Annotated in this window: 24 protein-coding genes; 7 read left to right on the top strand and 17 right to left on the bottom strand. The window is 67.3% G+C overall.

The window, feature by feature from the left end:
* The first annotated feature begins 23 nt into the window (after positions 1-23).
* The 3 genes from prfA to EU805_RS05700 all read left to right on the top strand — a co-directional run bounded on the left by prfA (position 24) and on the right by EU805_RS05700 (position 2,708).
* The gene (prfA, locus tag EU805_RS05710; RefSeq protein ID WP_129762989.1) at positions 24-1,079 is read left to right on the top strand and encodes a peptide chain release factor 1; all 1,056 of its coding nucleotides are present in this window, start codon (positions 24-26) and stop codon (positions 1,077-1,079) included.
* Positions 1,076-1,918, top strand: a complete 843-nt coding sequence (prmC, locus tag EU805_RS05705; RefSeq protein WP_129762988.1) for a peptide chain release factor N(5)-glutamine methyltransferase — start codon at positions 1,076-1,078, stop codon at positions 1,916-1,918. Before prfA ends, prmC begins: the two co-directional genes overlap by 4 nt.
* A 193-nt stretch (positions 1,919-2,111) precedes the next feature.
* Positions 2,112-2,708: a DUF4167 domain-containing protein gene (locus EU805_RS05700; protein ID WP_129762987.1), complete on the top strand. Its 597-nt coding sequence runs from the start codon at positions 2,112-2,114 to the stop codon at positions 2,706-2,708.
* On the opposite strand, the gene rsmA is transcribed toward EU805_RS05700, so the two are convergent.
* The 6 genes from rsmA to lptF form a co-directional block, all read right to left on the bottom strand.
* Positions 2,705-3,544 (bottom strand): 16S rRNA (adenine(1518)-N(6)/adenine(1519)-N(6))-dimethyltransferase RsmA, encoded by an 840-nt coding sequence (rsmA, locus tag EU805_RS05695; protein WP_129762986.1) that lies wholly within the window; start codon positions 3,542-3,544, stop codon positions 2,705-2,707. The genes EU805_RS05700 and rsmA overlap by 4 nt on opposite strands.
* Before the next feature lie 78 nt (positions 3,545-3,622).
* Positions 3,623-4,597, bottom strand: coding sequence for a 4-hydroxythreonine-4-phosphate dehydrogenase PdxA (gene pdxA, locus EU805_RS05690; protein WP_129762985.1), 975 nt, complete (start codon positions 4,595-4,597; stop codon positions 3,623-3,625).
* On the bottom strand, positions 4,594-5,790 hold the full coding sequence (locus tag EU805_RS05685; protein ID WP_129762984.1) for a peptidylprolyl isomerase: 1,197 nt from the start codon (positions 5,788-5,790) through the stop codon (positions 4,594-4,596). The genes pdxA and EU805_RS05685 overlap by 4 nt, the downstream gene beginning before the upstream one ends.
* An 18-nt stretch (positions 5,791-5,808) precedes the next feature.
* Complete coding sequence (locus tag EU805_RS05680; protein WP_129762983.1) at positions 5,809-7,914, bottom strand: LPS-assembly protein LptD; 2,106 nt, start codon at positions 7,912-7,914, stop codon at positions 5,809-5,811.
* Positions 7,914-9,008 (bottom strand): LPS export ABC transporter permease LptG, encoded by a 1,095-nt coding sequence (gene lptG / locus EU805_RS05675; RefSeq protein ID WP_129762982.1) that lies wholly within the window; start codon positions 9,006-9,008, stop codon positions 7,914-7,916. Before lptG ends, EU805_RS05680 begins: the two co-directional genes overlap by 1 nt.
* Positions 9,005-10,129, bottom strand: coding sequence for an LPS export ABC transporter permease LptF (gene lptF, locus EU805_RS05670; protein ID WP_129762981.1), 1,125 nt, complete (start codon positions 10,127-10,129; stop codon positions 9,005-9,007). Before lptF ends, lptG begins: the two co-directional genes overlap by 4 nt.
* A gap of 132 nt (positions 10,130-10,261) precedes the next feature.
* Between lptF and EU805_RS05665 the strand changes: the two genes are divergently transcribed.
* A complete protein-coding gene (locus EU805_RS05665) occupies positions 10,262-11,728 on the top strand; it encodes a leucyl aminopeptidase (RefSeq protein ID WP_129762980.1) in 1,467 nt (488 codons plus the stop codon).
* Complete coding sequence (locus EU805_RS05660; protein ID WP_129762979.1) at positions 11,728-12,204, top strand: DNA polymerase III subunit chi; 477 nt, start codon at positions 11,728-11,730, stop codon at positions 12,202-12,204. The genes EU805_RS05665 and EU805_RS05660 overlap by 1 nt, the downstream gene beginning before the upstream one ends.
* On the opposite strand, the gene EU805_RS05655 is transcribed toward EU805_RS05660, so the two are convergent.
* From EU805_RS05655 to EU805_RS05635, 5 genes are all read right to left on the bottom strand, one after another.
* A complete protein-coding gene (locus EU805_RS05655) occupies positions 12,201-12,293 on the bottom strand; it encodes a DNA polymerase III subunit chi (protein WP_129762978.1) in 93 nt (30 codons plus the stop codon). The genes EU805_RS05660 and EU805_RS05655 overlap by 4 nt on opposite strands.
* 8 nt (positions 12,294-12,301) lie before the next feature.
* A complete protein-coding gene (locus EU805_RS05650; protein ID WP_129762977.1) occupies positions 12,302-12,880 on the bottom strand; it encodes a TIGR02281 family clan AA aspartic protease in 579 nt (192 codons plus the stop codon).
* Between the two features lie 16 nt (positions 12,881-12,896).
* Positions 12,897-13,523, bottom strand: a complete 627-nt coding sequence (locus EU805_RS05645; RefSeq protein ID WP_129762976.1) for a MarC family protein — start codon at positions 13,521-13,523, stop codon at positions 12,897-12,899.
* Positions 13,524-13,649: 126 nt separating this feature from the next.
* A complete protein-coding gene (locus tag EU805_RS05640; RefSeq protein ID WP_129762975.1) occupies positions 13,650-15,503 on the bottom strand; it encodes an ABC-F family ATP-binding cassette domain-containing protein in 1,854 nt (617 codons plus the stop codon).
* Positions 15,504-15,543: 40 nt separating this feature from the next.
* Positions 15,544-16,983: a sodium:alanine symporter family protein gene (locus tag EU805_RS05635; RefSeq protein WP_129762974.1), complete on the bottom strand. Its 1,440-nt coding sequence runs from the start codon at positions 16,981-16,983 to the stop codon at positions 15,544-15,546.
* A gap of 142 nt (positions 16,984-17,125) precedes the next feature.
* On the opposite strand from EU805_RS05635, the gene ndk reads away from it, so the two are divergent.
* Positions 17,126-17,548, top strand: coding sequence for a nucleoside-diphosphate kinase (gene ndk / locus EU805_RS05630; protein ID WP_129762973.1), 423 nt, complete (start codon positions 17,126-17,128; stop codon positions 17,546-17,548).
* Between the two features lie 31 nt (positions 17,549-17,579).
* Here the strand turns inward: ndk and EU805_RS05625 are convergent, their stop codons facing one another.
* The 6 genes from EU805_RS05625 to EU805_RS05600 all read right to left on the bottom strand — a co-directional run bounded on the left by EU805_RS05625 (position 17,580) and on the right by EU805_RS05600 (position 22,762).
* Positions 17,580-17,960 (bottom strand): DUF4112 domain-containing protein, encoded by a 381-nt coding sequence (locus EU805_RS05625; RefSeq protein ID WP_207208080.1) that lies wholly within the window; start codon positions 17,958-17,960, stop codon positions 17,580-17,582.
* The gene (locus EU805_RS05620; RefSeq protein WP_129762972.1) at positions 17,957-18,139 is read right to left on the bottom strand and encodes a YqaE/Pmp3 family membrane protein; all 183 of its coding nucleotides are present in this window, start codon (positions 18,137-18,139) and stop codon (positions 17,957-17,959) included. The genes EU805_RS05625 and EU805_RS05620 overlap by 4 nt, the downstream gene beginning before the upstream one ends.
* A gap of 532 nt (positions 18,140-18,671) precedes the next feature.
* On the bottom strand, positions 18,672-20,879 hold the full coding sequence (locus EU805_RS05615; protein WP_242494067.1) for a DEAD/DEAH box helicase: 2,208 nt from the start codon (positions 20,877-20,879) through the stop codon (positions 18,672-18,674).
* A gap of 81 nt (positions 20,880-20,960) precedes the next feature.
* A complete protein-coding gene (locus EU805_RS05610) occupies positions 20,961-21,869 on the bottom strand; it encodes a CPBP family intramembrane glutamic endopeptidase (protein WP_129762971.1) in 909 nt (302 codons plus the stop codon).
* Positions 21,870-21,893: 24 nt separating this feature from the next.
* Positions 21,894-22,112 carry a hypothetical protein gene (locus tag EU805_RS05605; protein WP_129762970.1) on the bottom strand — a complete coding sequence of 73 codons (219 nt, stop codon included), beginning with the start codon at positions 22,110-22,112 and terminating at the stop codon, positions 21,894-21,896.
* Positions 22,109-22,762 carry an alpha/beta hydrolase gene (locus EU805_RS05600; RefSeq protein WP_129762969.1) on the bottom strand — a complete coding sequence of 218 codons (654 nt, stop codon included), beginning with the start codon at positions 22,760-22,762 and terminating at the stop codon, positions 22,109-22,111. Before EU805_RS05600 ends, EU805_RS05605 begins: the two co-directional genes overlap by 4 nt.
* Positions 22,763-22,949: 187 nt before the next feature.
* Here EU805_RS05600 and EU805_RS05595 point away from each other — a divergent pair, with 187 nt between their 5' ends.
* The gene (locus EU805_RS05595; protein WP_129762968.1) at positions 22,950-23,411 is read left to right on the top strand and encodes an Rrf2 family transcriptional regulator; all 462 of its coding nucleotides are present in this window, start codon (positions 22,950-22,952) and stop codon (positions 23,409-23,411) included.
* Positions 23,412-23,444: the final 33 nt, after the last annotated feature.

The following is a 23,444-nucleotide window of genomic DNA, read 5'->3' as shown; positions in this document are numbered from 1 at the left end:
GCGTTTGGCCTCACCTGACATCCATGATCCCGCAAGACCGCATGGCCCAGATCGTCGACCGTTTCCAGTTCCTGGAGGCGAAGATGTCAAGCGACATGGACGCCGATTTCGTGGCGTTGTCCAAGGAATATGCCGAGCTCAAGCCCGTGGTCGACACCGTGCAGGCCTACCAGTCCCTGCAGACCCAGCTGGCCGAGACGGAGGCGCTGCTGCGCGATCCGGAGATGCGCGAACTGGCGGAGGCGGATCTGCCGGATCTGCGGATCGCATTGGAGGAATCCGAACGCGCGGTGCAACTGGCGCTGCTTCCCAAGGATGCCGCCGACGAGCGTCCCGCGCTTCTTGAGATCCGGCCCGGCACGGGGGGTGACGAGGCCTCACTCTTCGCGGGTGATCTCTTGCGAATGTACCAGCGCTACGCCGAAGGCCGAGGTTGGACGTTCGAGATCCTCGAAGAAAGCCAGACCGAGCTGGGCGGCATCAAGGAAGTGACCGCACGGATCGCGGGCGCGGGGGTCTTTGCTCGGATGAAGTACGAATCCGGCGTGCACCGGGTCCAGCGCGTGCCGGAAACGGAAAGCGGCGGGCGGATCCATACCTCCGCCGCGACGGTGGCCGTGCTGCCGGAAGCGCAGGAGGTCGACGTCCAGATCCCGGCGACCGACATCCGCATCGATACCATGCGCGCCAGCGGGGCCGGGGGACAACACGTCAACACGACCGACTCGGCCGTGCGGATCACCCATGTTCCGACGGGCATCATCGTGGTCAGCGCCGAAAAATCGCAGCATCGCAACCGAGAGATCGCGATGCAGGTGCTGCGGACGCGGCTTTACGACCTGGAACGGCAGCGGATCGACGGCGAACGCTCCGCCGACCGCAAGGCGATGGTGGGCAGCGGCGACCGGTCCGAGCGGATCCGCACCTACAACTTCCCGCAAGGTCGCCTGACCGACCACCGGATCAACCTGACGCTCTACGCGCTGGGGCAGGTGATGCAGGGCGACCTCGATCAGATCATCGACGCGCTGCAATCCGACGCCCAGGCGCAATTGCTCGCAGAGATGGGCGCCGCGTGACCTGGGATCAAGTGCTGCGGCAGGCCAGCGCGTCCCTGTCCGCGGCGGGCCTTGCCGACGCCCCGCGCGATGCCCGCAGGCTTCTCGCACATGTGCTGGAATGCGACCCGTCCCGCCTGTCGCTGCTGACCCATGAGGCGGCGCCGGATGATCTGCGGGCCCGGTTCGACGCGCTGATCGCGCAACGGGCCCGGCGGATCCCGGTCTCTCATCTGACTGGACGACGGGCGTTCTACGGCCGGGACTTTGCCGTGTCGCGCGACGTGCTCGACCCCCGTCCCGAAACGGAAACGCTGATCGCCCGCGCCCTGGAACACGATTGGTCGCGCGTCTTGGACCTCGGCACCGGATCGGGCTGCATCCTGCTGACCTTGCTTGCGGAACGCGCCGGGGCCAGGGGTCTGGGCACCGATCTGTCGGCAGCGGCGTTGACCGTGGCCGCGCGCAATGCGGATATGCTGAAGCTTGCCGATCGTGTGGCGTTTCAGTCCGGCGACTGGCTCGACGCGGTGCCCGCCGGATCGGGGCCGTTCGACCTCATCGTGTCGAACCCGCCCTATATCGCGCGGGACGAGATGCCGGGCCTCGACCCCGAACTGGACCACGAGCCGCGGCTCGCCCTGACGGACGAGGCTGACGGGCTGACCGCATACCGCCGCATCGCGCGCGATGCGCCCGCGCATCTTGCCCCGAATGGTGTCCTGTTGGTCGAGATCGGACCCACGCAAGGCGCCGCCGTCGCAGATCTTTTCGCAGCCTACGGGCTGTCGGGCATCGCGGTCGATGTCGATCTGGACGGTCGGGACCGTGTCGTATCGGGACATTTCGGCGCGAATTGAGCTATTTTCCCCGCAAATGACGGGAATCGGCTTGTCACGCGCCGCCCGACGTGGTTTCACAGCGTCACCGAGATGAAGAGCCTGGCTCTCTCCGGTCCGTCGTCAGACACCGCCTGGTCCGATTGCGCAGCCCTTCCGGCGCGGGACCGCAAAGCGCAACGAAGCCCGTGCCGGGCTTGCCGAAAGTTTCAAGATGAGATCTTCCAAGTCCCGCTCGCGGAACAACAAGAACCGTAACAACCGGCCCTCGGGCGGAAACCTGATCAACCGCGTGTTCGACAGTTCCGGCCCCGACGGCAAGGTGCGTGGCACGCCGCAGCAGATCATCGACAAGTACAACCAGCTCCACCGCGACGCGCAGCTCTCCGGCGACCGCGTCAACGCGGAGAACTTCGCCCAGCACGCGGAACACTACCTGCGGATGCTATCGGAAGCCCAGAAGGAGGTCGATCGCCAGCGCGAGGAGCAGGAAGAGCAGAACCGCCAGCGCCAGGCCGAACGCGACCGCGAGCGCGCCGAACAGGAAGAGCTGAACCGTCAGCGCCAGTCCGAGCGCGATCGCGAACGCAACGAGCGGCTGCGCGCCCAGGAAGACGCCGCGAACGGCGAAGAGTCCGATCAGGACAGCGGCCTGGTGGAGACGCCGGAGGCGAAAACGGAGCCGCAGCCCGAAGCGGCGCCGGAAAAACCCAAGCGCAAGCCGCGCGCCCCCCGCAAGCCCAAGGCAAAGCCCGCCGAAGGGACCGAAAGCGGTGGTGAGGCCGCCGCTCCGGACAGCCAGGCGAGCTAAGGCGCGTAGGCCCGGGCCAGGGCACAGAAGCCTTCCAACCCGATCTCCTCGGCGCGCGCGGTGGGCTTCAGGCCTGCGGCGTGCAAACGATCCTCCGCATCCGGGCCCAGCGGCTTCAGGGCAGATCGCAGCATCTTCCGCCGCTGGTTGAAGGCCGTCGCCACGACCTTGTTCAGCCAGGCGGCATCGGCCGGGTAGCGCGGCGCAGGCCGGGCCCGCAGATGCACCACGGCAGAGCTGACCTTGGGCGCGGGGGTGAAGGCCTCGGGCGGCAGGTCCAGCACGATCGCCGGATCCGCCCGCCACTGCGACAGGATGGCAAGCCGCCCGTAGGCCTTCGAGCCCGGTTGCGCCACGATCCTCTGCGCCACCTCGCGCTGGAACATCAGCGTCAGGCTCTCCCAGACCGGCGGCCAGGCAGGCGGTGTCAGCCAGCGCACCAGAAGTTCGGTGCCGACGTTGTAGGGCAGGTTGGCCGCGATCTTCACAGGCGCGCTCAGGCGATCGGACAGGTCGACCTCCATCGCGTCGGCGTTCACGATCTCCAGCCGCCCGGGATAGGCGGCGGCGATCTCCTCCAGTGCGGCGATGCAGCGGCTGTCCTTTTCGATCGCGACGACCCGGCGCGCACCTTCGGCCAACAGCCCGCGGGTCAGACCGCCCGGGCCGGGGCCGACCTCCAGCACGTCCGCGCCCGCAAGGTCGCCCGCCATGCGCGCGATCTTGGCCGTCAGGTTCAGGTCCAGCAGGAAGTTCTGCCCCAGCGACTTCTTCGCCGCGATCCCGTGGGTGGCGATCACCTCGCGCAGCGGCGGCAACCCGTCGATCTGGCTCATGCACGATCCTCCGGAACCGCGACCGGCGGCCGGGCCTTCATCTGGCCAGACAAACTCCCGCCGGAGGCTTCCGCACCCTCACCCCGCACGGGCGTCCGCCATCATGCGCGCCATTCGGACCGCCGCGATCATCGAGGTCGCATCCGCCACCCCCTTGCCCGCGATATCGAAGGCCGTCCCGTGATCGGGCGAGGTGCGCACGAAAGGCAGCCCCAGCGTCACGTTGACCCCGCCCGCGAAGTCGATGGTCTTGATCGGGATGAGCGCCTGGTCGTGATACATCGCGACGGCGGCATCATAGCGCGCGCGGGCGCCGGCGTGGAACATCGTGTCGGCGGGCAGTGGACCGGTGAGGCGCATTCCCTCGGCCCGCAGATCGTCGAGACAGCCCGCGATCCAGTCGCGTTCCTCGGTCCCTATCTTGCCTTCCTCACCCGCGTGCGGGTTGAGCCCCGCCACGGCGATCACGGGCTCCGTTACGCCGAAGTCGCGGATCAGCGCCGCGTGGGTGATCTCGATGACGGTGCGCAACCGCGCCGGCGTCAACGCGCTCGGTACCTGCGACAGCGGAATGTGGATCGTGGCAGGCACGACGCGCAACTGCTCGCAGGCCAGCATCATCACGACCGGCACGTCCCCCGCCAGGGCCGACAGGTATTCGGTGTGACCCGGGTAGGCAAAATCGGCCCCGTCGATCAGGGCGGCCTTGTGTATGGGCGCCGTACACAGCGCTGCGGCTGCTCCGGTGGCGGCAAGGTCAGCCCCGGTGGCGATGGCCTCCATCACGCCTTGGGCATGGGCCGGGTTCGCCTGCCCGGGGGTCCGGGCCGGGCCGAAGTCGCGGACCAGGACGGGCAGGGCATCGGGACAGGGGCCACGGGCCGCGGAGGCATCGCTTATCTCGCGGATCGGCAGATCGTCCGGAAGGTGACGGGGATCCCCGATCCAGAGCATCGGCGTCGTGGAGCCAAGCTCCGCCCAGGCGCGGGCGGCGACCTCGGGGCCGATGCCCGCGGGTTCGCCGCAGCTGATCGCGATGGGGGCGTCGGTCACGGGCGGATCGTCGCCGCCGCGCGCAGATCGGCCAACAGCGCGTCGGCGTAACCCGTCAGCCGCTGGCTGCGCAGCTGATCGCGGATCGCCTCAGGGTCGGACCCGGCCCCGCCTGCGAATTGCCGGCTGCACAGCATCAGGTAGACGCGGGTCTGGCCGTTGCCGCGCAGCACGTTCCAAGATGCCTCGTTGGAGTCGAGGCGCGCCAATTCGATCGCGATATCCTGCGGGATGTCCGCCGGGGCGACGGTTTGGCGCTGCAGAACCTCTTCCGGCAGGCCGCGGGCGGCGCCGTAAAGGTCGTCGCAGGTGTCTGTCCGGGCATCGAGCGCGCGGGCGGCGGTTTCACCCTGGCCTGCGGGCAGCATGAACATGGCATAGTCGACCTGTGTGGCGATCGGGCGTGGTTGCGGCACCTCGCGCAGGCCCCGGGACTGGAACAGGGCGATGCCATTCGGAATGGCGATCGGCGGGGTGATTTCGCCCACCGCGAGGCCGCGCAGCAGCGGCTGCAGCGTGGGCGGATAGTTCGACAAGGGCAACCATCCCAGACGTCCGCCATCGTCCCGGCTGGGAAGGGCGGAATACTGCCGGGCGGCGGCCTCGAATCCCGCAAGGCTGGTGCCTTCCGCGATCTGGTTGGCGATGGCCTGCGCCTGCGCCGCGCGGGGGGGCGGCGCGGGAATGATGATCTCGCTCAGCAGGATCTCGAGCGCGTCGGCGGACCCGGTGGCGGCATTGGCGGCCTGGCGGACCTCCTCGTCGGTGACGTCCGCCTGCGAGCTGAAGCGCAGCCGGATGTAGTCCCGCCAGCTCGACCCGGTCCTGACGAAATTTTCCAACGTGGTGAAATCGACGCCGCCCTGGGCCAGGGTCTGGGTGAACTGGTCCAGCGACAGGTCGGCACGGGCGGCGAATTGTTCCAGCTCGCCGGCCAGTGCCTCCGGCGTGATGCCGATCCCCTGCCGCCGCAGCTCCTGTTGCTTCAGGCGCTCCTCGATCAATTGCTCGCGCGCAAGCTCCGTCAGGTTGCCGGGGGTGCGGAACAGCCCCAGCATCCGGGCGCGCTGGTCCAGTTCGTAGGGCGTGATGACGTCGTTGTTCACGGTGATCGCCGCGTCGAACTGACCTTGCCCCACGGCAGGGGTCGCGAAGGCAAGCACGGCCGCGGTCAGGAGTGTGGTCAGGCGCATAAGAGGATCCCTTGGTCTTCAGCTGTCGCAACGGGCCTGCGACCGAACGCCGTCCGACCGGGCGGAAAAGCCCAGCAGTTCGACCGACAGGCCGTAATCCGTCGATGGCTGCAGCGTAGTGGAACTCGCAAAGCGGCGCGAGACCGAAAGCGCGAGGTTGACACATTCGTTCGTCCAGCCGACGCCGAGGCCCGCCTCGACGGCGGCATCCTGTCCCAGATCGTAGCGCGCGTCGAAGCTGACGTCCCAGGCCGGGCTGACACGCACCGCACCGTCGAAACTGTATTCCGAGATATCCTCCGGCCGGTCGATGCGTGGATCGGCTCGCTGAAAGATATAGGCCGCGGCAAGCTGCACCTCGGGGCGGTCCCAGTAGACACGGGCGGTCGACAAGGATGTCTCTCCCTCGTCGTCGATCAGTGCGCGTCCGTCGAAGGTCAGCCCGCGCGGCAATTCGAGCTGTGCCGCCACGAGCCAGTCCGACCGCGCGTGATCGAGGCCGGAGGATCGCGTGAAGTCTTGCTGCACCTCCTGCTGGAAGACGCGGCCGAAGGTCAGCGCCGAGGTGACGCCTTCGCCGCCCGTGCGCGTCCAGGTGATGCCCAGCGCCGCGCGTCCTCCGGTCTGGACCGCATCCTCGCCGGGCAGTTGCGTCAGCGTCGTCAGGTTGCCTTCGTCGAACTCCTGGCGAAGGCTGTCCTCGTTCGGCGGGGTCTCGCCGAAAGCCTCGGAATAGCTGATGGCGAGCACCGGTTCGATCAGGTTGCGACTGCCGGAGGAGATCCGCGCCAGGGGATAACGCAGCACCGCCCGGGCCGACGGGGCTATCCGTCCGAGCGACGTGTCGGGGCCGCCCATCTCGTTCTCGATCCGAAATGCGTCGGCGCGCACCCCCACGGTCATCGACGCCGACAGGCCCGCATCGGTCACGCGCCGGGTGCTGTAATAGGCGGAGGCCCCCAGCCGGCCCTGGTCGCGTTCGAAATCGTCGCGGTCGTCCGCGTAGCGCAGCAGGGTATCGCCACTCGCAGCCAGGGTCAGCGTCCCGCCCAGCCGTTCGAACTGGCGCAGGACACCGCCTGTCAGGACCACCGGCGGCAGGCTGGAGGTCACTTCGTTTTCCCGCAAGGAACTGTAATTGCTGCCCGAGATCGAGAAGACGCTGTCCTCGTCCACCCGGGTCAGGGCGATCACGCTGGCCAGCCGGTCGGTGTCCGAGATGTTGTAATCCGACAGGTAGGCGTCGTCTGAGGCGTATTGCAGGTCGAAGGAAAGGTCGTAATCCTCGGCCACGCGGAACGTGCCCGTGGCCGTGGTAAAGCCGCGCAGGTCCGGGCCGCCCCTCAGGTCGTCTTGGGTCACGGCGGTCTGGATGTCGATACCGCCACGCCCGAAGGCCTGACGGTAACGGGCCTCGAGCGTGCGGGTCTCGCGCGAGATGAAGGGTGTCAGGGTCAAATCGCGGCTGGGACCGATGGTGATGAAATAGGGCAGGCGCAGGCCAGGACCCAGCAGATCGCTCGTCGTGAACCGCGGCGTCAGAAGGCCCGTGGCCCGCCCGTTCGACGGGGTCGGCAGGCGCAGGGACGGCAGGTAGGCGATCGGCACGTCTTTCACGCGGAAGCGCACCCGTTCGAGGTAGAGCATCTCCTCGGCGTCATCGAGCAGCACCCGGTCGGCCCGGATCGACCAGAGCGGCGCCCGCCCGCCGCAGACAGCACAGGAGGTGACGGCCGTCTGCGACAGCTGCGAGAAACGCCCGTCGACGCGGTCGATGCGGTTGGCGGCCAGTTGCAGCTGCTGGTCCAGCACCAGCCGCGCGCCGAGCAGGAGACCGGTTTCGAACTGCGGGTCGAGGCGCGCCGACTCGGCGGTCAGGATCTGGCCGTCGGGATCGGTGATCAGGATCGGCCCCTCGATGGTGAGCTTGTCCGTGGTGCGGTCGTAGGTGATGCGTTCGGCCCGCAGGCGGGTGCCCTGGTAAAGCGCCTCGACCCCGCCGGTGGCGATGAGACGACTGTCGGCGGTGACGTCCACCCGGTCGGCCACGAGGGTCGCGGCCATCTGCGCCGTGGCGGCGAGCGGCAGCACCGTCAGGATCAGCCATAGGGCAAGGCCACGCATCAACCGTCCTCCCGTTGCAGCAGCAGGCCCATGGCAAGGCCCACGGCGGCGATCGGCGGGACCCAGGCTGCCAGCACCACGGGAATGTCGCCGTTCTCGCCCAGGATCTGGGCAAAGTTGCGGATGAAGTAAATGGCGAAGGCCACGATGATGGCCAGCAGGACGTTCAGGCCCACGCGCCCCGCCCGCTGGGGGCGCATGGTGAAAGCGGCGCCGATCAGGACCATCGCAGCGAGAAAGGCCGGTGACGACAGTTCCATCTGCAGCCAGACCCGGTGGCGCTGCGCCGAGAACCCCGCCTGTTGCAGCCGCTCGATGAATTGCGGCAAATCCCAGATCGCCACTTCCGAGGGCGTGCCGAAACTGTTGCGGATCTGGTCCGGCGTCAGTGTCGAGGGAATCGTCATGCTTGCCGCCGTCTCGGCCTGCGCCTCGGGGTTCTGGGCGCCTTGCAGGGGCCAGATCTTGGCATCGGTCAGAACCCATTGGCCGGGATCGAGCCGGGCGGACGCAGCCTCGATCCGGCGGCTGGGGGGGCCTTCGGGGCTGAAGGTCAGGAAGGAGGCCCCCATGAGCTGCGTGCCAGACAGGTTGGCGCGCTCGGCCCGGATCACGGTCTGTCCGTCCACCCCGCCTTGCCGCAGCCACAGGCCCGAGGTGCCGAGGCTCAGCACCGATCCGGGCCCGTCGAAGGTGGCGGCGACGGCCTCGAACTGGCGACCGGTCGCGGCGACGATCGGGTTGAGCACGCTCACCCCGATGACGCCCGCCAGCATCGCGACGATCACCGGGGCGATCAAAAGGCGCAGTCCCGACCGTCCGACGGCCCGGACCACGACCAGCTCCGAGGTCCGCGCGAGGCCGAGAAAAAGGAAGATGACCGCGATGATCGTGATGAGCGGCGTGATCTCGTAGAGGCTCTCGGGGGCGCTGAGCAGGGCGAGCCGCACGATCTGCGCGAGCGACGCACCATCGCCCGAAAAGCGCCGCGCGGTGTCGGCGATGGCGACGAAGCTGATCAGCAACGCGAAGACGACGAAGGTATAGACCAGCGTCTGGGCAAAGCGCCGCGCGATATAGGCGTCCAGGATCATGCCGCCACCCGCGGGCTGCGATGCAAGAGGTAGGGCCGGGCCGCGATGAACAAAAGCACCGCCACCATCCCCAGTCCCGCCGCGATCGACAGGTAGGCGGCCGGCCAATAGCGCGCATCCTGTGCCGCCAGATCGAAGCCCACCGTCTCCAGCGATTTGATGATCACGATCAGCACCACTGCCATGACCACCCGCGGCCAAAGCCCGAACCGGCTGAACCCGCCGGCGAGCAAGGCCGAGAATCCCAGCAGCGCGCCGACGAGGCCCAGAAGCGACTGGTTGATCCGCTCGTGCAGCTCCAGCCCGATGCGCATGGGCGTGGCACCGGTTTCCGCCGCGATGGCCGCGCGGTTGGCCAGGATCTGGTGCGTCGGCACCTGACGCAGGCTGCGGGGGCCCTCGGGGTCGCGCGTGATCAGATCGCCCAGGTCGTAGGAGAAATCGTCGAAAGTCGTCACCACGAGCCGCCCGGTCTCGACCCGGTAGCTTTGCGCCATCCCGTCCAGCATCACCAGTTGCGACCGGTCGTCGCTGCGCACGAGGTAGGCGCGGCCCGCCGTGTAGGTCACGGTGGTGTCGGGGGCGCTCATGTCGGACAGAAAGACGTCGCGCAGCTCCCCCTCGGGAGAGATTTCGCGGATGTAGATCGTCATCGCGTCCGACGGCTCGATGAACTGCCCCTCGGTCAGCAGCCGCGCGGTGATGCTCTGCGCAAGCTCGGTCTGGCGGTCCGACAGCGCCGAGGCCGAGAGCGGCACCAGCAGATGCACCAGCACCGACATGCCGGCAAGGACCAGCACGCCGAAATAGAAGGCCGGGCGCGCCAGCCGCCAGGGCGAGAAGCCGGTGGCCTGCACGACCACGAGCTCGGAATCCTGGCTTAGCCGGTTGGTCACGTAGACCGAGGCCGCGAAAGCCGCGATCGGCACGACGATGCGGATGACGCCCGGCAAGGTCAGGATGAGCAATTCGCCGATGGCCGTCGCCGATTGCCCGTCCGCGATGAGTTGGTCGAAGAGCCGCACCGCCGCGTTGATCCAGTAGACCAGCACCAGCACGAGGCCGAAGAAGTTGAAGACGAGCGTGAGCTGTCTCAGCAGATATCTGTCGATCCGTCCCAAGCGTCCCGCCTTCGTCGTGTCCGCGCAACCTAGCCGAGGCGGCGTCGCGCGAAAACTGCAATCTGGTCAAAGCGGCGCAGTCTCGCTAGCAAGGTCGAAACCCGATCGACCCTGCCCCGGAAAGGCACTGCTATGACCGACATGACCGACATCCGCTTCGATGCGATGGACCTCGACACCCTGGCCGAGGTGACGGGGGCCATCGCGGTCTTCGTGGAAGAGGACGGGACGCTGAGCGCGGGGGCGAAGGCGGTCGACGATCTGGCCGGGGGATCGGTCACCCGCGTCGTGTCCAGCAAAGGGTTCGCCTCGGCGAAGGCAGGCGACTTGCGTTCGGTGAACTTTCCCGCGGGCCTTGCGGCGGATCTGGTGCTGGTCGTGAAGGCAGGCCCGCAGGACGATCCCGCGGCCGCGCGCAAGCTGGGCGGAAAACTGGCGGTGGCGCAGAAGGACAGCGCGCTGACGGTGCTTGCTGGGGACCGCGCGGATCTGTCCGACATCGCGTTGGGGCTCGTGCTGCGGGGCTACCGCTTTACCGATCACAAGACCGACAAGGGCAAGGACCAAGGCCCCGTGTCCTTGCGCAGCGATACCCCCGAGGAGGCGGCCAAGGCCGCGCGCACCGGCATGGCCGTGGCCGAAGGCATCTATTTCACGCGCGACCTGATCAATGCACCGGGCAACGTGCTGACGACGGATGATTTCGCCGCACGGCTGGCCGCGATGCAGGACCTGGGCCTCGAAGTCGAGATCCTCGAAGAGGACGAGCTGAAGCGTCTCGGCATGGGCGCGCTGCTGGCCGTGGGGCAGGGGTCCGAGGCGCCCTCGAAGGTGGTGGTGATGCAGTGGAACGGCGGCGGCGATGCCGCCCCCTTCGCGCTGGTCGGCAAGGGGGTGACCTTCGACACCGGGGGCATCTCGATCAAGCCGGGCGCGGGCATGGAAGACATGACGATGGACATGGGTGGCGCGGGCACCGTCGCGGGCGTCATGCGGACCCTGGCGCTGCGCAAGGCGAAGGCCAATGTCGTGGGCCTCGTCGGACTGGTCGAGAACATGCCCGACGGCCGCGCCTACAAGCCGGGCGACGTGGTCACCTCGATGAAGGGGGACACGATCGAGGTGATCAACACCGACGCGGAAGGCCGCCTCGTTCTCGCGGACGTGCTGTGGTACGCGCAGGATCGGTTCAAGCCCACGGGGATCATCGACCTCGCCACGCTGACCGGGGCGATGCTGGTGGCCCTGGGCCACGAGCGCGCGGGGGTCTTCGGCAATTCCGACGCGCTAGCGGAGGATTTCCTGGCCGCCTGCGCGGCGGAAGGCGAAGGTGCCTGGCGGATGCCGATGGGGTCTGCCTACGACAAGATCATCGACAGCCATATCGCGGACGTGAAGAACTCCGGAGGGCGCATGGCGGGGTCGATCACGGCAGCGCAATTCCTGGGCCGTTTCGTGAAGGATGACGTGCCGTGGTGCCACCTGGATATCGCGGGCACCGCCAGCCGGTCGTCGGCCACGGACCTTGCGCCGAAGGGCGCGACCGGCTGGGGCGTGCTGGCCCTCAACCGGTTGATCGCGGACCGCTTCGAGAGCTGATGGGCGCCGTCTACTTCTATCATCTGACCGAAAGTTCGCTGGAGTCGACCCTGCCCGGCCTGCTGGACCGGGCGCGCGGGCAGGGCTGGCGGGTGCTGGTGCGCGGGACCGATCCCGACCAGCTGGCGCAGCTCGACGCGCTGCTATGGCAAGGGCCGCCCGAGAGCTTTCGCGCCCACGGAATGGCCGGGGGGCCTTCGGACGCGGATCAGCCGATCCTGCTGGGGACGCAGGTCGGGATGGAGGGCTTCGACTGCGTGATGTGCATCGCAGGCGCGGATCTGACGGCGGCGGAAGTCGCCACCTCGAAGCGCGCTTGCGTGCTCTTTGACGGGCACGACGAAAGCGCCCTGTCCGCCGCGCGCACCCAGTGGAAGACGCTGACCGGGCAGGGGGTGGCGGCCCAGTACTGGGCACAGGAGGACGGCCGCTGGACGAATAAAGCCGAAAGCGGCGGGTCGGACGCCCGGGCCTAGTAGGCGAAGGTCGGGTCGAACCCTTCGGGGATTTGCGGCTGCGGGCTGCAGGCGGCGAGGGTCAGGATCAGCAGCAGGGTCAGGCGCATGGGCACTCCTATCGGGTGAGGACCAGTTCGCCGTCGCGAATCTGGATGGCGGAAAATCGGCTGAGGTAGCTCATGCCCAGAAGCGAGCCGAACATCTCGCCTTCGTTGACGACGGCGGGGACGTCGGTTTCGGTCAATGGACCCAGGCGGACGCTGTCGAGCCGGACGTTGGCGGTGCGCACCACGCCGTTCGCCGTGCTGGCGGAACCCAGGTAGCGCAAGCTCTCGGGGTCGAGGCCGGCCCGGAGCGCGTCCGCGCGGCTCAGCACCATCTGGCTGGCCCCGGTATCCACGACGAAATCGATCGGCGTGCCGTTCACGTCGAGTTGCACGTAGTAATGTCCGTCCGCCTGCTGCGGCAACACGATGTCACCGCCCTGGGTGACCGACTGGCGTGGGAGGATGTCCCGGCTGATGTCGCCCCACAACCCGACGGCGGCGATGACGCCGACGAAGATCAGCCCCCAGATGCTGGCCTGTTGGGCGACGCGGCCCATCTGGCCGCGCTGGCTGACGAGGTAGCTTACGAAGATCGCCCCGCCCATGAGGGCGAGGAAGGTGACCTGCATGATCTGATCGGTGTTCATGGACCAGATATAGGTGTCAGCCGGCCAGACCGAAACCCTTCAACCCGTCGAGGATGAACTGCACCGACAGTGCCGCGAGCAGCATGCCCAGCAGACGGGTGACGACGTTGATCCCGGTCTTGCCCAGGGCGCGCTCCAGCAGACCCGCTGCCATGAAGAGCGCGAAGACGATCGCGATCACGAAGGCCATCACGCCCAGCACCGCGCCGATCCCGATCGCCGTGTCTGCCTGGCCGGTGAGCAGGATGATCGTGGCGATGGCCCCGGGTCCCGCGATCAGCGGAATGGCCAGCGGGAAGATGGAGGGGTCCATCTCGGGATCGACGTGATCGCTGGAATTGTCCTCGCGCCGCTGCTGGCGCCGTTCGAAGAGCATGTCGAGCGCCGTGAGGAACAAGAGCACGCCCCCCGCGATGCGGAAGGCGGGCATGGAAATTCCGATGAACTCCAGCAGGGCCTCGCCCGCGAAGGCGAAGATCATCAGGATCACGACACCCGCCACGCAGGCCCGGATCGCGATGGCGCGCCGCTGGTGTCGGTTCATCCCTTGCGTCATCGCCACGAAGAGCGGCGCCATGCCGATGGGGTCGATGACGACGAACAGGGTGGTGAAGGCGGTGATCAGGAACGTCATGTCGGTCATGGGGGAACCGTGGAAGCCTCCGGCGGGAGTATTTTAAGTAAAGCGAGGATCGGATCTTGAATGGGCGACGTCAGACTGGCGGCGCTGTCGGAGCCTCCGGCGGGAGTTTATCTTGCAAGATGAAGATCAGGCGCTTTCGGCCCTTTCCAATTGTTCCAGAGCGGCCATCCACATCGCCTCCGCGCGGGAGAGGCCGTCCATCACCTCGGCGTATTTCTTGTTCCAGGTGGCGAGCTCACCGATGCGGCTGTCCTCGTAGAGTTCGGGGTCGGCCAGTTTCTTCGCCAGCTTGTCGCGCATCTCGTTGATCTTGGTGACGCGCTCCTCTGCCTTGCGGGCCTCGGCGCGCAGGGCGAGGATCTGGTCGCGACTGGGCTTTTTCGCCTTGGGCGGTGCGGGCTTTTCCGCCTTCGCGGGCTTGTCCGGAGTCAGCAGCATCTTGCGGTAGCTATGCAGGTCATCGTCGTAGGGTTTGACGTGTCCGCCCTTCACCAGCCAGAGCCGGTCGGCCACCATCGACAAAAGATGCATGTCGTGGCTGACGAGGATCACGGCGCCGGAGTAGGCGGTCAGCGCCTCGACCAGCGCCTCGCGGCTTTCGATGTCGAGGTGGTTGGTCGGCTCGTCGAGGATCAGCAGGTGCGGCGCGGGCAGGGTGGCCAGCAGCAGCGAGAGGCGCGCCTTTTGACCGCCCGAGAGGCGGCCCACTTCGGTTTCGGCCTGATCCGCGCCAAGTCCGAAGCCTGCGAGCCGGGCGCGCAGTTTCGCCTGACCCTCCTCGGGGCGTTCGCGCAGGAGGTGTTCAAGCGGGGTTTCCTCGACTCGCAATTCGTCCACCTGGTGCTGGGCGAAGAAGCCGATGCGCAGCTTGTTGGCGGTGACCATCTTGCCGCGGGCGACGGGCAGCCGGTCCGAGAGCATCTTGGAGAGCGTCGACTTGCCTTCGCCGTTGCGGCCCAGAAGGGCGATCCGGTCGTCTTGATCGATGCGCAAGTTCAGATCGTGCAGGATGATCTGGTTGCCGTAGCCCACCGCGGCCCCCTCGGTCGCGATGATGGGCGGCGAGAGCTCCTCGGGTTCGGGGAAGGTGAAGACCGTGCGGGCGGCGTCGGCGGGGACGCGGATCGTCTCCATCTTCTCGAGCGCCTTGACGCGGGACTGGGCCTGTTTCGCCTTGGAGGCCTTGGCCTTGAAGCGATCCACGAACTTCTGCAGATGCTCGCGCTTGGCGTCCTGTTTCTTGGCCGCAGAGGTCAGCAGCGCGATCTTCTCGGCGCGTTGGCGGGCGAACTGGTCATAGGGGCCGGTGTAATAGGTCAGGCCCTTGTTCTCGAGGTGCAGGATGCCGCCCACGGAGCGGTTGAGAAGCTCCCGGTCGTGGCTGACGATCAGCACAGTGTGGGGGTACTTGCCGATATAGGCCTCGAGCCAGAGTGCCCCTTCGAGGTCGAGGTAGTTCGTCGGCTCGTCGAGCAGCAGCAGGTCGGGTTCTGAGAACAAGACGGCGGCCAGCGCCACCCGCATCCGCCAACCACCCGAGAAGGCGGAGCAGGGCATGCGCTGCTCTTCGTCGGTGAAGCCGAGACCCTTGAGGATCGTCGAGGCGCGCGCCTCGGCCGACCAGGCGTCGATGTCGGCAAGCCGCGTCTGGATGTCGGCAATGCGGGTGGGGTCGGTGGCGGTCTCGGCCTCCGCCAGCAGCGCCTCGCGTTCGGTGTCGGCGCGCAGGACGGTGTCGATCAGGCTGACCTCGTTGCCGGGCACTTCCTGGCTGACGCCACCGATCCGCCAGCCGCGGGGGATATCGATCGTGCCGGTGTCGAGCACCATCTCGCCGCGGATGATGCGGAACAGCGTCGTCTTGCCGGTGCCGTTGCGCCCCACGAGACCCACCTTGTGGCCGGTGGGAATGGTGACGGTCGCGTGCTCGAGCAGCGTGCGGCCTTCGACGGAATAGGTGATGTCGGAAATCTTCAGCATGGCGCGCCTCTAGCAGAGAGGCGCGCCCCGGGAAAGCGGATTAGCGGCGCTCCGCCGCGACATCGCGGTTCCAGATCGTGGGGTCGATACCCTTGTCGAGACGCGGGTGGTCCTTGAACCGGAAGAGCGGCTCCTTCCCCGCCTTGCGCTGCGCGAAGTAGTCGTCGGTCAATTGCTTCACCGTGCCCGAAAGGATCACGATCGCCACGAGGTTGATCGTGGCCATGACCGCCATGCTCGCATCCGCGAAGTTGAACACCGTCGCCACCGGCTGGACGGCGCCCCAGATGACCATGGCAAGCGCGATCAGCTTGAGCACGGCCAACGGCCCCGCGGTGCCGAGACCGAGGAATTCCATGGCGCTTTCGGCGTAGGAATAGTTGCCAATGATCGAGGTGAAGGCGAAGAACAGGATCGCGATGGCGATGAAGATCGGACCGGCGGCGCCGATATGTTCGGACAGCGCGTTCTGGGTCAGAACCATGCCCTGTGCCCCCTCGGGGCCATAGTCGACCGCCCCCGACAGCAGGATCATCAGCGCCGTGGCGGTGCAGATCACCAACGTGTCGATGAAGACGCCCAACCCCTGCACGAGCCCCTGGCTGGAGGGGTGGTGCGGGTCCGGCACCGCGGTTGCCGCGATGTTGGGGGCGGAGCCCATGCCCGCCTCGTTGGAGAAGAGGCCGCGCTTCACGCCGTTCAGGAGTGCCACCATGATGCCGCCCGTGACGCCGCCCGTCGCCTGCTCGAACCCGAAGGCGGAGCCCACGATCGTGGCCAGCATCCCCGGCACCTCGGTGATGTTGATGACCAGCACGTAGAGCGCCACGAGGATATAGACGCCGGCCATGGCGGGGACGATCTTTTCGGCCACGCGCGCGATCGAGCGGATGCCGCCGAAGATCACGATCCCGGCGAGGGCCGCGATGACGATACCGGTCCAGATGCCCGGGATTCCGAAGGCCGCCGTCATGGATTGCGAGATCGAGTTCGCCTGCACGGCCGAGAAGATCAGCCCGAAGCTCAGGATCAGGCAGATCGAGAAGGCATAGCCCATCGCGCGGGATCCCACGCCGTTGGCCATGTAGAAGGCCGGTCCGCCGCGATACTGGCTGTTGGCGTTGCGCACCTTGTAAAGCTGCGCCAAAGTGCTTTCCGCGTAGGCCGTCGCCATGCCGACGAGCGCCACGATCCACATCCAGAAGATGGCCCCGGGCCCGCCGAGGTAGATCGCCACCGCGACACCCGCGAGGTTGCCGGTGCCCACGCGTGACGCCAGCGAAATCGTCAGCGCCTGCAGCGGCGAAATGCCGGAAGAGGACGTCTTGTTCGAGCCGATGATGACGCGGAAATACTCTGCGAAGTGGCGGATCTGAATAAAGCCCAGGCGGATCGTGAAGAAGATGCCGACGCCCAGCAGGCCCCAGACGAGGACGTAGCCCCACAAAACGGTGTTCAGAAAATCGACAATCGCGGTCATGGCTTGTCCTTAAAGGAATCACGGTCCCGTGAGCCTAACCGAATTTCGCGTTCGGCCAAGCCCGACCGTTCGCGCTTTTCAGCGCCACGCCCGCATGCTAGGGCGCGCGGGAAACATGAACCCACCAGATACGAGGTCCCAAATGGCTGTCGAACGCACGCTCTCCATCATCAAGCCCGATGCCACCAAGCGCAACCTGACCGGCAAGATCATTGCCAAGTTCGAAGAGGCGGGCCTGCGGGTCGTGGCCTCCAAGCGCATTCACCTGACGCCCGCGCAGGCCGGCAAGTTCTACGAGGTCCACAAGGATCGCCCCTTCTTCGGCGAGCTGACCGAATTCATGGCCTCCGAGCCGGTCGTCGTCCAGGTGCTGGAAGGTGAAGGCGCCATCGCGAAGAACCGCGAAGTCATGGGCGCGACGAACCCGGCAGACGCAGCCCCCGGCACGATCCGCGCCGAATTCGCTGAGTCGGTCGGCGAAAACTCGGTCCACGGCTCCGACGCGCCCGAGACCGCCAAGGAAGAGATCGCGTTCTTCTTCTCCGGCCTCGAGCTGGTCGGCTGAACGAAAAAGGCGGGCCGTTGGGCCCGCCGCTTCACATCGCCATCAAGGGGCTGCGCGGATCAAGCACGGCCCCTTTTTCATAAAGGTGCTGGCGCAGGATCTGCACGTTGCGCCGATTGGACTTGAACCTGGCGTCGAACAGGTCGCCGATGATCGGAATGCCGCCGATCAGGACGTCCACGGCCGTGTTGACCCCCATCCGGCTTATCGTCGCTGTCGAGGCGCCCAGACGTTTCGCTTCCCCCAGGATCATCAGGGCGGGAACCAGCGTCAAAACATCGCCTATCCCAGGGACGATTCCGATGATCGCATCCCAGCCGATCCGCATGTTCACGATGGGCAAACGGAACGCCGAGTCCATCTTGACGGCGAGGCTTTCCAGACGCCGCAGGCGGGCTTCGTGATCGCTCACAGCGTCGTCGACTGCGTCGAGGGCGACCGCGCGATGATCCAGACCGCGTGAACGAGGCCGGGAATGAAGCCCAGCAGGGTCAGCAGGACGTTGATCAGGAACTGCTTGCCGATGCCCTCTTCGAGAAGAACGCCCAGCGGGGGCAGGATCACGGCGAGAACAAGCTTGAGTATATTCATGGCTTCGGGCCTCCGGTATGGTTCCGGTGTCAACGCAAGCCAGCTGATAACGGTTCCGTTATCGCGAGAGGTGTGGGCGGACGATCGACCCAAGCCCCGGCCGGAGAGCAAAACGATCCTGGCACGCCGGCGGGACGACCGTCGCATCGCGGTCGGGTCCGCCAAAAGGCCGCGCCTGCGCAGATTCCGGCCGCCAAGGTCTAGCAGCGATCCGGTGTCCGGCGACGATGGCCTCGTGATCCGCCGGATCCCCCGGCAGGTCAGATGCTAGCGAAATCCCGGAAGCGGTAAGATTCGGACCGGGCCGTGGCCGATATCGGCTGACGCTGGGTCGTGGATTGCTCGGCATCACGCTGTGCCGGCTTTGTGTTTTCGTTCGTCGTTTTCGCAGTCGAAGCCATGGTGGCGTCCCTTGTGCATGTCGCAATTGGCCCCCCAACGATCAGGGTGGGCGGGAGTTCAGAATTTTTCCAGAATTTCGACGGAATTGGGCCGTTGGGGGTCTATTCCGCGACAAAATGCGGCTTAATCGCTACGATTTTCCGCTTTTCGACCGTTTCGGAGGCGCACCGCCGCCCTTCCGGGGTCCACCGGGCTTCGCGCCGGGGGGCGTGAAACGCTTCGATGTGTCGCTGGCCCGTGCCGTCGGCTTCGCACCGGGTCCACCGGGTTTGCCGGAGGACTTGCCGAACGGTTTGCCACCCTTGTTGGGCGCCCGCCCTTCGCTGTCGCGGGCAGGTTTGCCGCCAGGGGCGTAGGATTTGCCGCCGCGTGGTTTGTCGCCACCCGAAGGTTTGCCCTTGCCGCGTTTGTCGTCGCGAGGGCCGTCGGACGTGTAGGGCGCCTTGGCCGGGCGCGACTTGGCCTCGCCCTTGTCCTTCCAGACCGCCTTCGACCGGGGCTTGGTCACGGCGCCGTCGTGGTCGCGCGGGGCAGGCTTGGCACGCGGCTTGCGGGGGGCCGCGTCGACCGGTGGAAGCTCTTCCTGCCGGGACGGCGGAGGGGCGGAGGTCTCGCGGTCGTGCACCGGGCGGTCGTCGCGCGTGGGGCGGTTCCCCTTGGGCGCGCGGTGTTTCGTATCGCGCGGCGTGTCGTAATCGCGCTTCGACGGGCGTGGGCCGCGACCGCCCAGTTGCGGCGTGCCTTCGATTTGTTCCAGCTTCGCCTGGTTCTCGAGGCTCATCTCGGGACCAACGGCGCGCAGGAAGCCCGGAACGGCGGCCTCGGCGATCTCGACATAAGTTTCCTCGGGCTGGATGCGGATCGCGCCGATCTCTTTCTTGGTGATGTCGCCGGCCTTGCAGAGCATGGGCAGAAGCCAGCGCGCCTCGGCCTTTTGCTCGCGGCCAACGTTGACCTTGAACCATTTCGAGGGGCCGAAGGTCTCCTTGCGCTCGCGCGGGGGCTTTTCGCCCTTGTAGCCTTCGCCGGGGGCGGGCGCGGGGGCCAGATCCTCTGGCGCGGACTGGCGGCCCTGATAGAGGCGCAGGTAGGCGGCGGCGATCTTTTCCGGCGCGTGCAGCTCCAGCAGGCGGGCGGCGAAGGCGGTTTCGCCTTCGGTGAAGTCGGTCGTCCAGATCTCGTCGGCGAGCAGGCGCTCTTCGTCCTTGGCGAGGATCTCGTCGGCGGAGGGCGGCGTGTCCCAGGTCGCGTCCAGCTTGCCCCAGGTCAGCAGGTTGCGCGCGCGGCGGTTCATCTTGGGCGGCACGATCATAGCGCTGACGCCCTTGCGCCCGGCGCGGCCCGTGCGGCCCGAGCGGTGAAGCAGGATTTCGGCGTTGGTCGGCAGTTCCGCGTGGATCACCAGTTCGAGGTTCGGCAAGTCGATGCCGCGCGCGGCCACGTCGGTCGCCACGCAGACCCGTGCGCGCCCGTCGCGCATCGCCTGCAGCGCGTGGGAACGTTCGGTCTGGGACAACTCACCGGACAGCGCCACGACGGCGAAGCCACGGTTCGACAGACGGGTCGTCAGGCGGGTGACCATGGCCCGCGTGTTGGCGAAGACGATGGCGTTGGGCGCCTCGTAGTAGCGCAGCAGGTTGATGATCGCGTTGTCGGCATCGTGCTGGGCCACGGTCAGCGCGCGGTAGTCGATGTCGGCGTGCTGGCTTTCCTTGGTGGCCGTGACGATGCGCCTGGCGTCGGTCTGGTAGTCCTTGGCCAGCCGTTCGATCATCGGCGGCACCGTGGCCGAGAACATGAGCGTGCGCCGCGTCTCGGGCGCTTCGCCAAGGATGAATTCCAGATCCTCCTTGAAGCCCAGGTCCAGCATCTCGTCGGCTTCGTCCAGCACCACGGCGCGCGTATCGGAGAGGTCGATGTTGCCGCGCGTGATGTGGTCGCGCAGGCGGCCCGGGGTGGCCACGACGATATGCGCGCCCCGGTCCAGCGCCCGGCGCTCGTCGCGCACGTCCATGCCGCCGACGCAGGAGGCCAGCGTGGCCCCTGCGGGACCGTAGAGCCAGGTCAACTCGCGTTTCACCTGCATCGCAAGCTCGCGCGTAGGGGCGACGATCAGCGCCAGCGGGCGGCCTGCGGGGCCGAAGCGACCGTCCTCTGGCAGGATCGTCGGCCCGATGGCAAGGCCGAAGCCCACGGTCTTGCCCGATCCGGTCTGCGCGCTCACCAGCAGGTCGCGGCCCGCAAGGTCGGGGTCGGTCACGGCCTCCTGGACGGGCGTCAGGCTGTCGTAGCCTTGCGTCGCCAGGGCCTGGGCAAGGGTCGGGATCATGTCGGTCATCGGGTGCGGCTTTCGGTCGTCGGGTGCGCGCCGCCTACGCCGCGCCCGCCGTCTTGTATAGAGGCAATCGGCGCAATCGCGTCATGCGCGCCAGACCGCCGAGGCGGCAATCCGCCGGCGCCACCGCCGGTAGACGATCAGCGCAAGAAGTCCCACCACCGCGATGACCCCCAGTGCCACACCGGCGGTTCCGATCACGGCCCAGGTCTCGAGCGGCGGGGCGTCGTAGGTCGTCGCGTCGGGCGGGGGGCCGCCCTGGGGCACGGGACCGGTCGGGTCAGAGCCCGGTTCGGGGACGAAGGGATCCTCCACCAGTTGCAGGGTGATGACGGCGACGTCCCAAAGCCCGTGCAGCAGGATCGCGGGCCACAGCGACGCTGTCTGCAGCGCGATGGCGCCCAGAAGGGCGCCGAAGACGAAGGTGAACCCGATCTGCTGCGCGGTCAGCAGGGGGGACTGTCCCCAGAGCCCGTTGGCCGAGTGACTGACGGCAAAGGCCAGCGAACAGATCACCAGCGCGCGTCCGGTCGAGACCCGGCTGCGCAGCCCGTGCATCAGCACTCCGCGAAAGAGGACCTCCTCGGTCACACCGACGGCGAGGCCGAAGAGCAGCGTCATGACAAGCCGCGCCCCCGTCGCGTCGTAGCGCGGCGCCTGCAGCGCCAGCACCGCACACGCCAGGCACAAGATCACGACCGGCCCCAGGAACCAGGCGGAGAGTTTGAGTCCCTCTGGGTCGGAGCGGGCGATCAGCGTAGTCTCGCGGCCCCAGCCAAGCACCCAGACCGCGGCCAGCGCCAGCGCCGCCGCCGCGCTTTGAAAGACGAGCGCGAAAAGCCCCACCACCACTTCGAGCGTGCCGGTGCCCTGCGTCAGGTCCGTCGGGCCGGAGATGAGCACCGGAGAAAACAGCAGGGCCAGCACGACAAGCACCGCGATCACGGCCGCCCACAGGGGGCGGGCCGTGGCGAAGGTCCGGATCTGGGTCATGGAATGGGCTTTCGCAGTATGGGATCAGCCCTGATGTGACGCCGCGCGCTCCGCAAGCAAGCTTCGTGCGCGTTCTTCCGCGCGCCGTACCCGCACGGCGGTCAGGTAGCTTTCCTGCAGGGTCTGCGAGGAGGCGCCGAGGATCTCTCCCACCCGGGCCACGATCTTGTCGTCGCCGGTGCGGGCCTCGTCCTCGAGCGCCTTGGCGGCGAGTTCGTTCGCGACCTCCTCGACGTAGCTCATCGCGTGCTTTCGGTCAGGCGGCGGCGGACGTAGTCCTGCACGGTGCCGATCATCGGCTCCATGTGCGGTTCCTCGAAGAAATGCCCGGCGCCTTCGACCTCTTCATGGGTGATGGTGATGCCCTTTTGCTCGTGCAGCTTGTTCACGAGGCTCGTGGTATCGGCGGGCGGGGCCACGCGGTCGGCGGCGCCGTTGATGACCAGACCCGAGGAGGGGCAGGGGGCCAGGAAGCTGAAGTCGTACATGTTGGCGGGCGGGCTCACGCTGATGAAGCCCGTGATCTCGGGCCGTCGCATCAGAAGCTGCATCCCGATCCAGGCCCCGAAGGAGAAGCCCGCGACCCAGCAATGCTTGGCGTTGGAGTTCATCGACTGCAGGTAATCGAGCGCCGAGGCGGCATCCGAGAGCTCGCCGATGCCCTGGTCGTATTCCCCTTGGCTGCGGCCCACGCCGCGGAAGTTGAAGCGCAGCACGGTGAAGCCCATCTGGTAGAAGGCGTAGTGCAGGTTGTAGACGACCTTGTTGTTCATCGTGCCCCCGAATTGCGGGTGCGGGTGCAGCACGATGGCGATCGGCGCGTCGCGGTCCCGCTGGGGGTGATAACGGCCTTCGAGGCGACCTTCGGGACCGGGAAATATGACTTCGGGCATCTGGGCCTTCCGAGCTGAGGGCCGGTTGACGAGAACCGCCGGCCACTTTAGAACGTTTCTAAGTCTTTGCGAGGTGCAGAAGACGGGTTGACGTGACCTAATCGCCTTGCTGCTTTTCGTCAACGCGATACGGCCGGACAGGGATCTGGCGGGCCCCCGGGGGGTTGGGGCCACAAGGAGGGAACCGATGAAACTGAGCACGAAGGGCCGCTACGCGATGGTGGCATTGGCGGACGTGGCCCTGCAGCCGGAGGACAAGCTGATCAGCCTGAGCGAGATCTCCAAGCGTCAGGACATCTCTTTGCCGTATCTCGAGCAGTTGTTCGTCAAGCTGCGGCGGGCGGGGCTGGTGCAATCGGTACGCGGCCCCGGTGGCGGCTACAGGCTGGCGCGCCCGGCCTCCGAGATCCGCGTGGCCGATATCCTCGGCGCCGTGGACGAGACGGTGAGCGCCATGCACAAGGGCGCGGGCGCCTCCGGCGGCACCTCCGGCAGCCGGGCGCAATCGCTGACGAACCGGTTGTGGGAAGGTTTGAGTGCGCATGTCTACGTCTTCCTGCACCAGACGCGGCTGTCGGACGTGGTGGGCAACGGCATGGCACCCTGTCCGGCCGTGCCCGCGCTGTTCGAAGTCGTCGACGAGAATTGAATGGGCTGCGCCCATCCGGGGCGCTGCCCCGGA

The sequence above is a fragment of the Salipiger sp. IMCC34102 genome (assembly GCF_004145405.1).
Classification (GTDB): domain Bacteria; phylum Pseudomonadota; class Alphaproteobacteria; order Rhodobacterales; family Rhodobacteraceae; genus Loktanella.
This window is presented reverse-complemented; position numbering and strand designations above follow the sequence as displayed.

Coding starts and splice junctions, on each gene's coding strand:
- prfA (WP_129762989.1), top strand. CDS start 24: ATGATCCCGCAAGACCGCATGGCCCAGATCGTCGACCGTTTCCAGTTC.
- EU805_RS05700 (WP_129762987.1), top strand. CDS start 2,112: ATGAGATCTTCCAAGTCCCGCTCGCGGAACAACAAGAACCGTAACAAC.
- rsmA (WP_129762986.1), bottom strand. CDS start 3,544: ATGAGCCAGATCGACGGGTTGCCGCCGCTGCGCGAGGTGATCGCCACC.
- EU805_RS05685 (WP_129762984.1), bottom strand. CDS start 5,790: ATGCGCCTGACCACACTCCTGACCGCGGCCGTGCTTGCCTTCGCGACC.
- EU805_RS05680 (WP_129762983.1), bottom strand. CDS start 7,914: ATGCGTGGCCTTGCCCTATGGCTGATCCTGACGGTGCTGCCGCTCGCC.
- lptG (WP_129762982.1), bottom strand. CDS start 9,008: ATGATCCTGGACGCCTATATCGCGCGGCGCTTTGCCCAGACGCTGGTC.
- EU805_RS05665 (WP_129762980.1), top strand. CDS start 10,262: ATGACCGACATGACCGACATCCGCTTCGATGCGATGGACCTCGACACC.
- EU805_RS05660 (WP_129762979.1), top strand. CDS start 11,728: ATGGGCGCCGTCTACTTCTATCATCTGACCGAAAGTTCGCTGGAGTCG.
- EU805_RS05655 (WP_129762978.1), bottom strand. CDS start 12,293: ATGCGCCTGACCCTGCTGCTGATCCTGACCCTCGCCGCCTGCAGCCCG.
- EU805_RS05650 (WP_129762977.1), bottom strand. CDS start 12,880: ATGAACACCGATCAGATCATGCAGGTCACCTTCCTCGCCCTCATGGGC.
- EU805_RS05645 (WP_129762976.1), bottom strand. CDS start 13,523: ATGACCGACATGACGTTCCTGATCACCGCCTTCACCACCCTGTTCGTC.
- EU805_RS05640 (WP_129762975.1), bottom strand. CDS start 15,503: ATGCTGAAGATTTCCGACATCACCTATTCCGTCGAAGGCCGCACGCTG.
- EU805_RS05635 (WP_129762974.1), bottom strand. CDS start 16,983: ATGACCGCGATTGTCGATTTTCTGAACACCGTTTTGTGGGGCTACGTC.
- ndk (WP_129762973.1), top strand. CDS start 17,126: ATGGCTGTCGAACGCACGCTCTCCATCATCAAGCCCGATGCCACCAAG.
- EU805_RS05620 (WP_129762972.1), bottom strand. CDS start 18,139: ATGAATATACTCAAGCTTGTTCTCGCCGTGATCCTGCCCCCGCTGGGC.
- EU805_RS05615 (WP_242494067.1), bottom strand. CDS start 20,879: ATGACCGACATGATCCCGACCCTTGCCCAGGCCCTGGCGACGCAAGGC.
- EU805_RS05610 (WP_129762971.1), bottom strand. CDS start 21,869: ATGACCCAGATCCGGACCTTCGCCACGGCCCGCCCCCTGTGGGCGGCC.
- EU805_RS05605 (WP_129762970.1), bottom strand. CDS start 22,112: ATGAGCTACGTCGAGGAGGTCGCGAACGAACTCGCCGCCAAGGCGCTC.
- EU805_RS05600 (WP_129762969.1), bottom strand. CDS start 22,762: ATGCCCGAAGTCATATTTCCCGGTCCCGAAGGTCGCCTCGAAGGCCGT.
- EU805_RS05595 (WP_129762968.1), top strand. CDS start 22,950: ATGAAACTGAGCACGAAGGGCCGCTACGCGATGGTGGCATTGGCGGAC.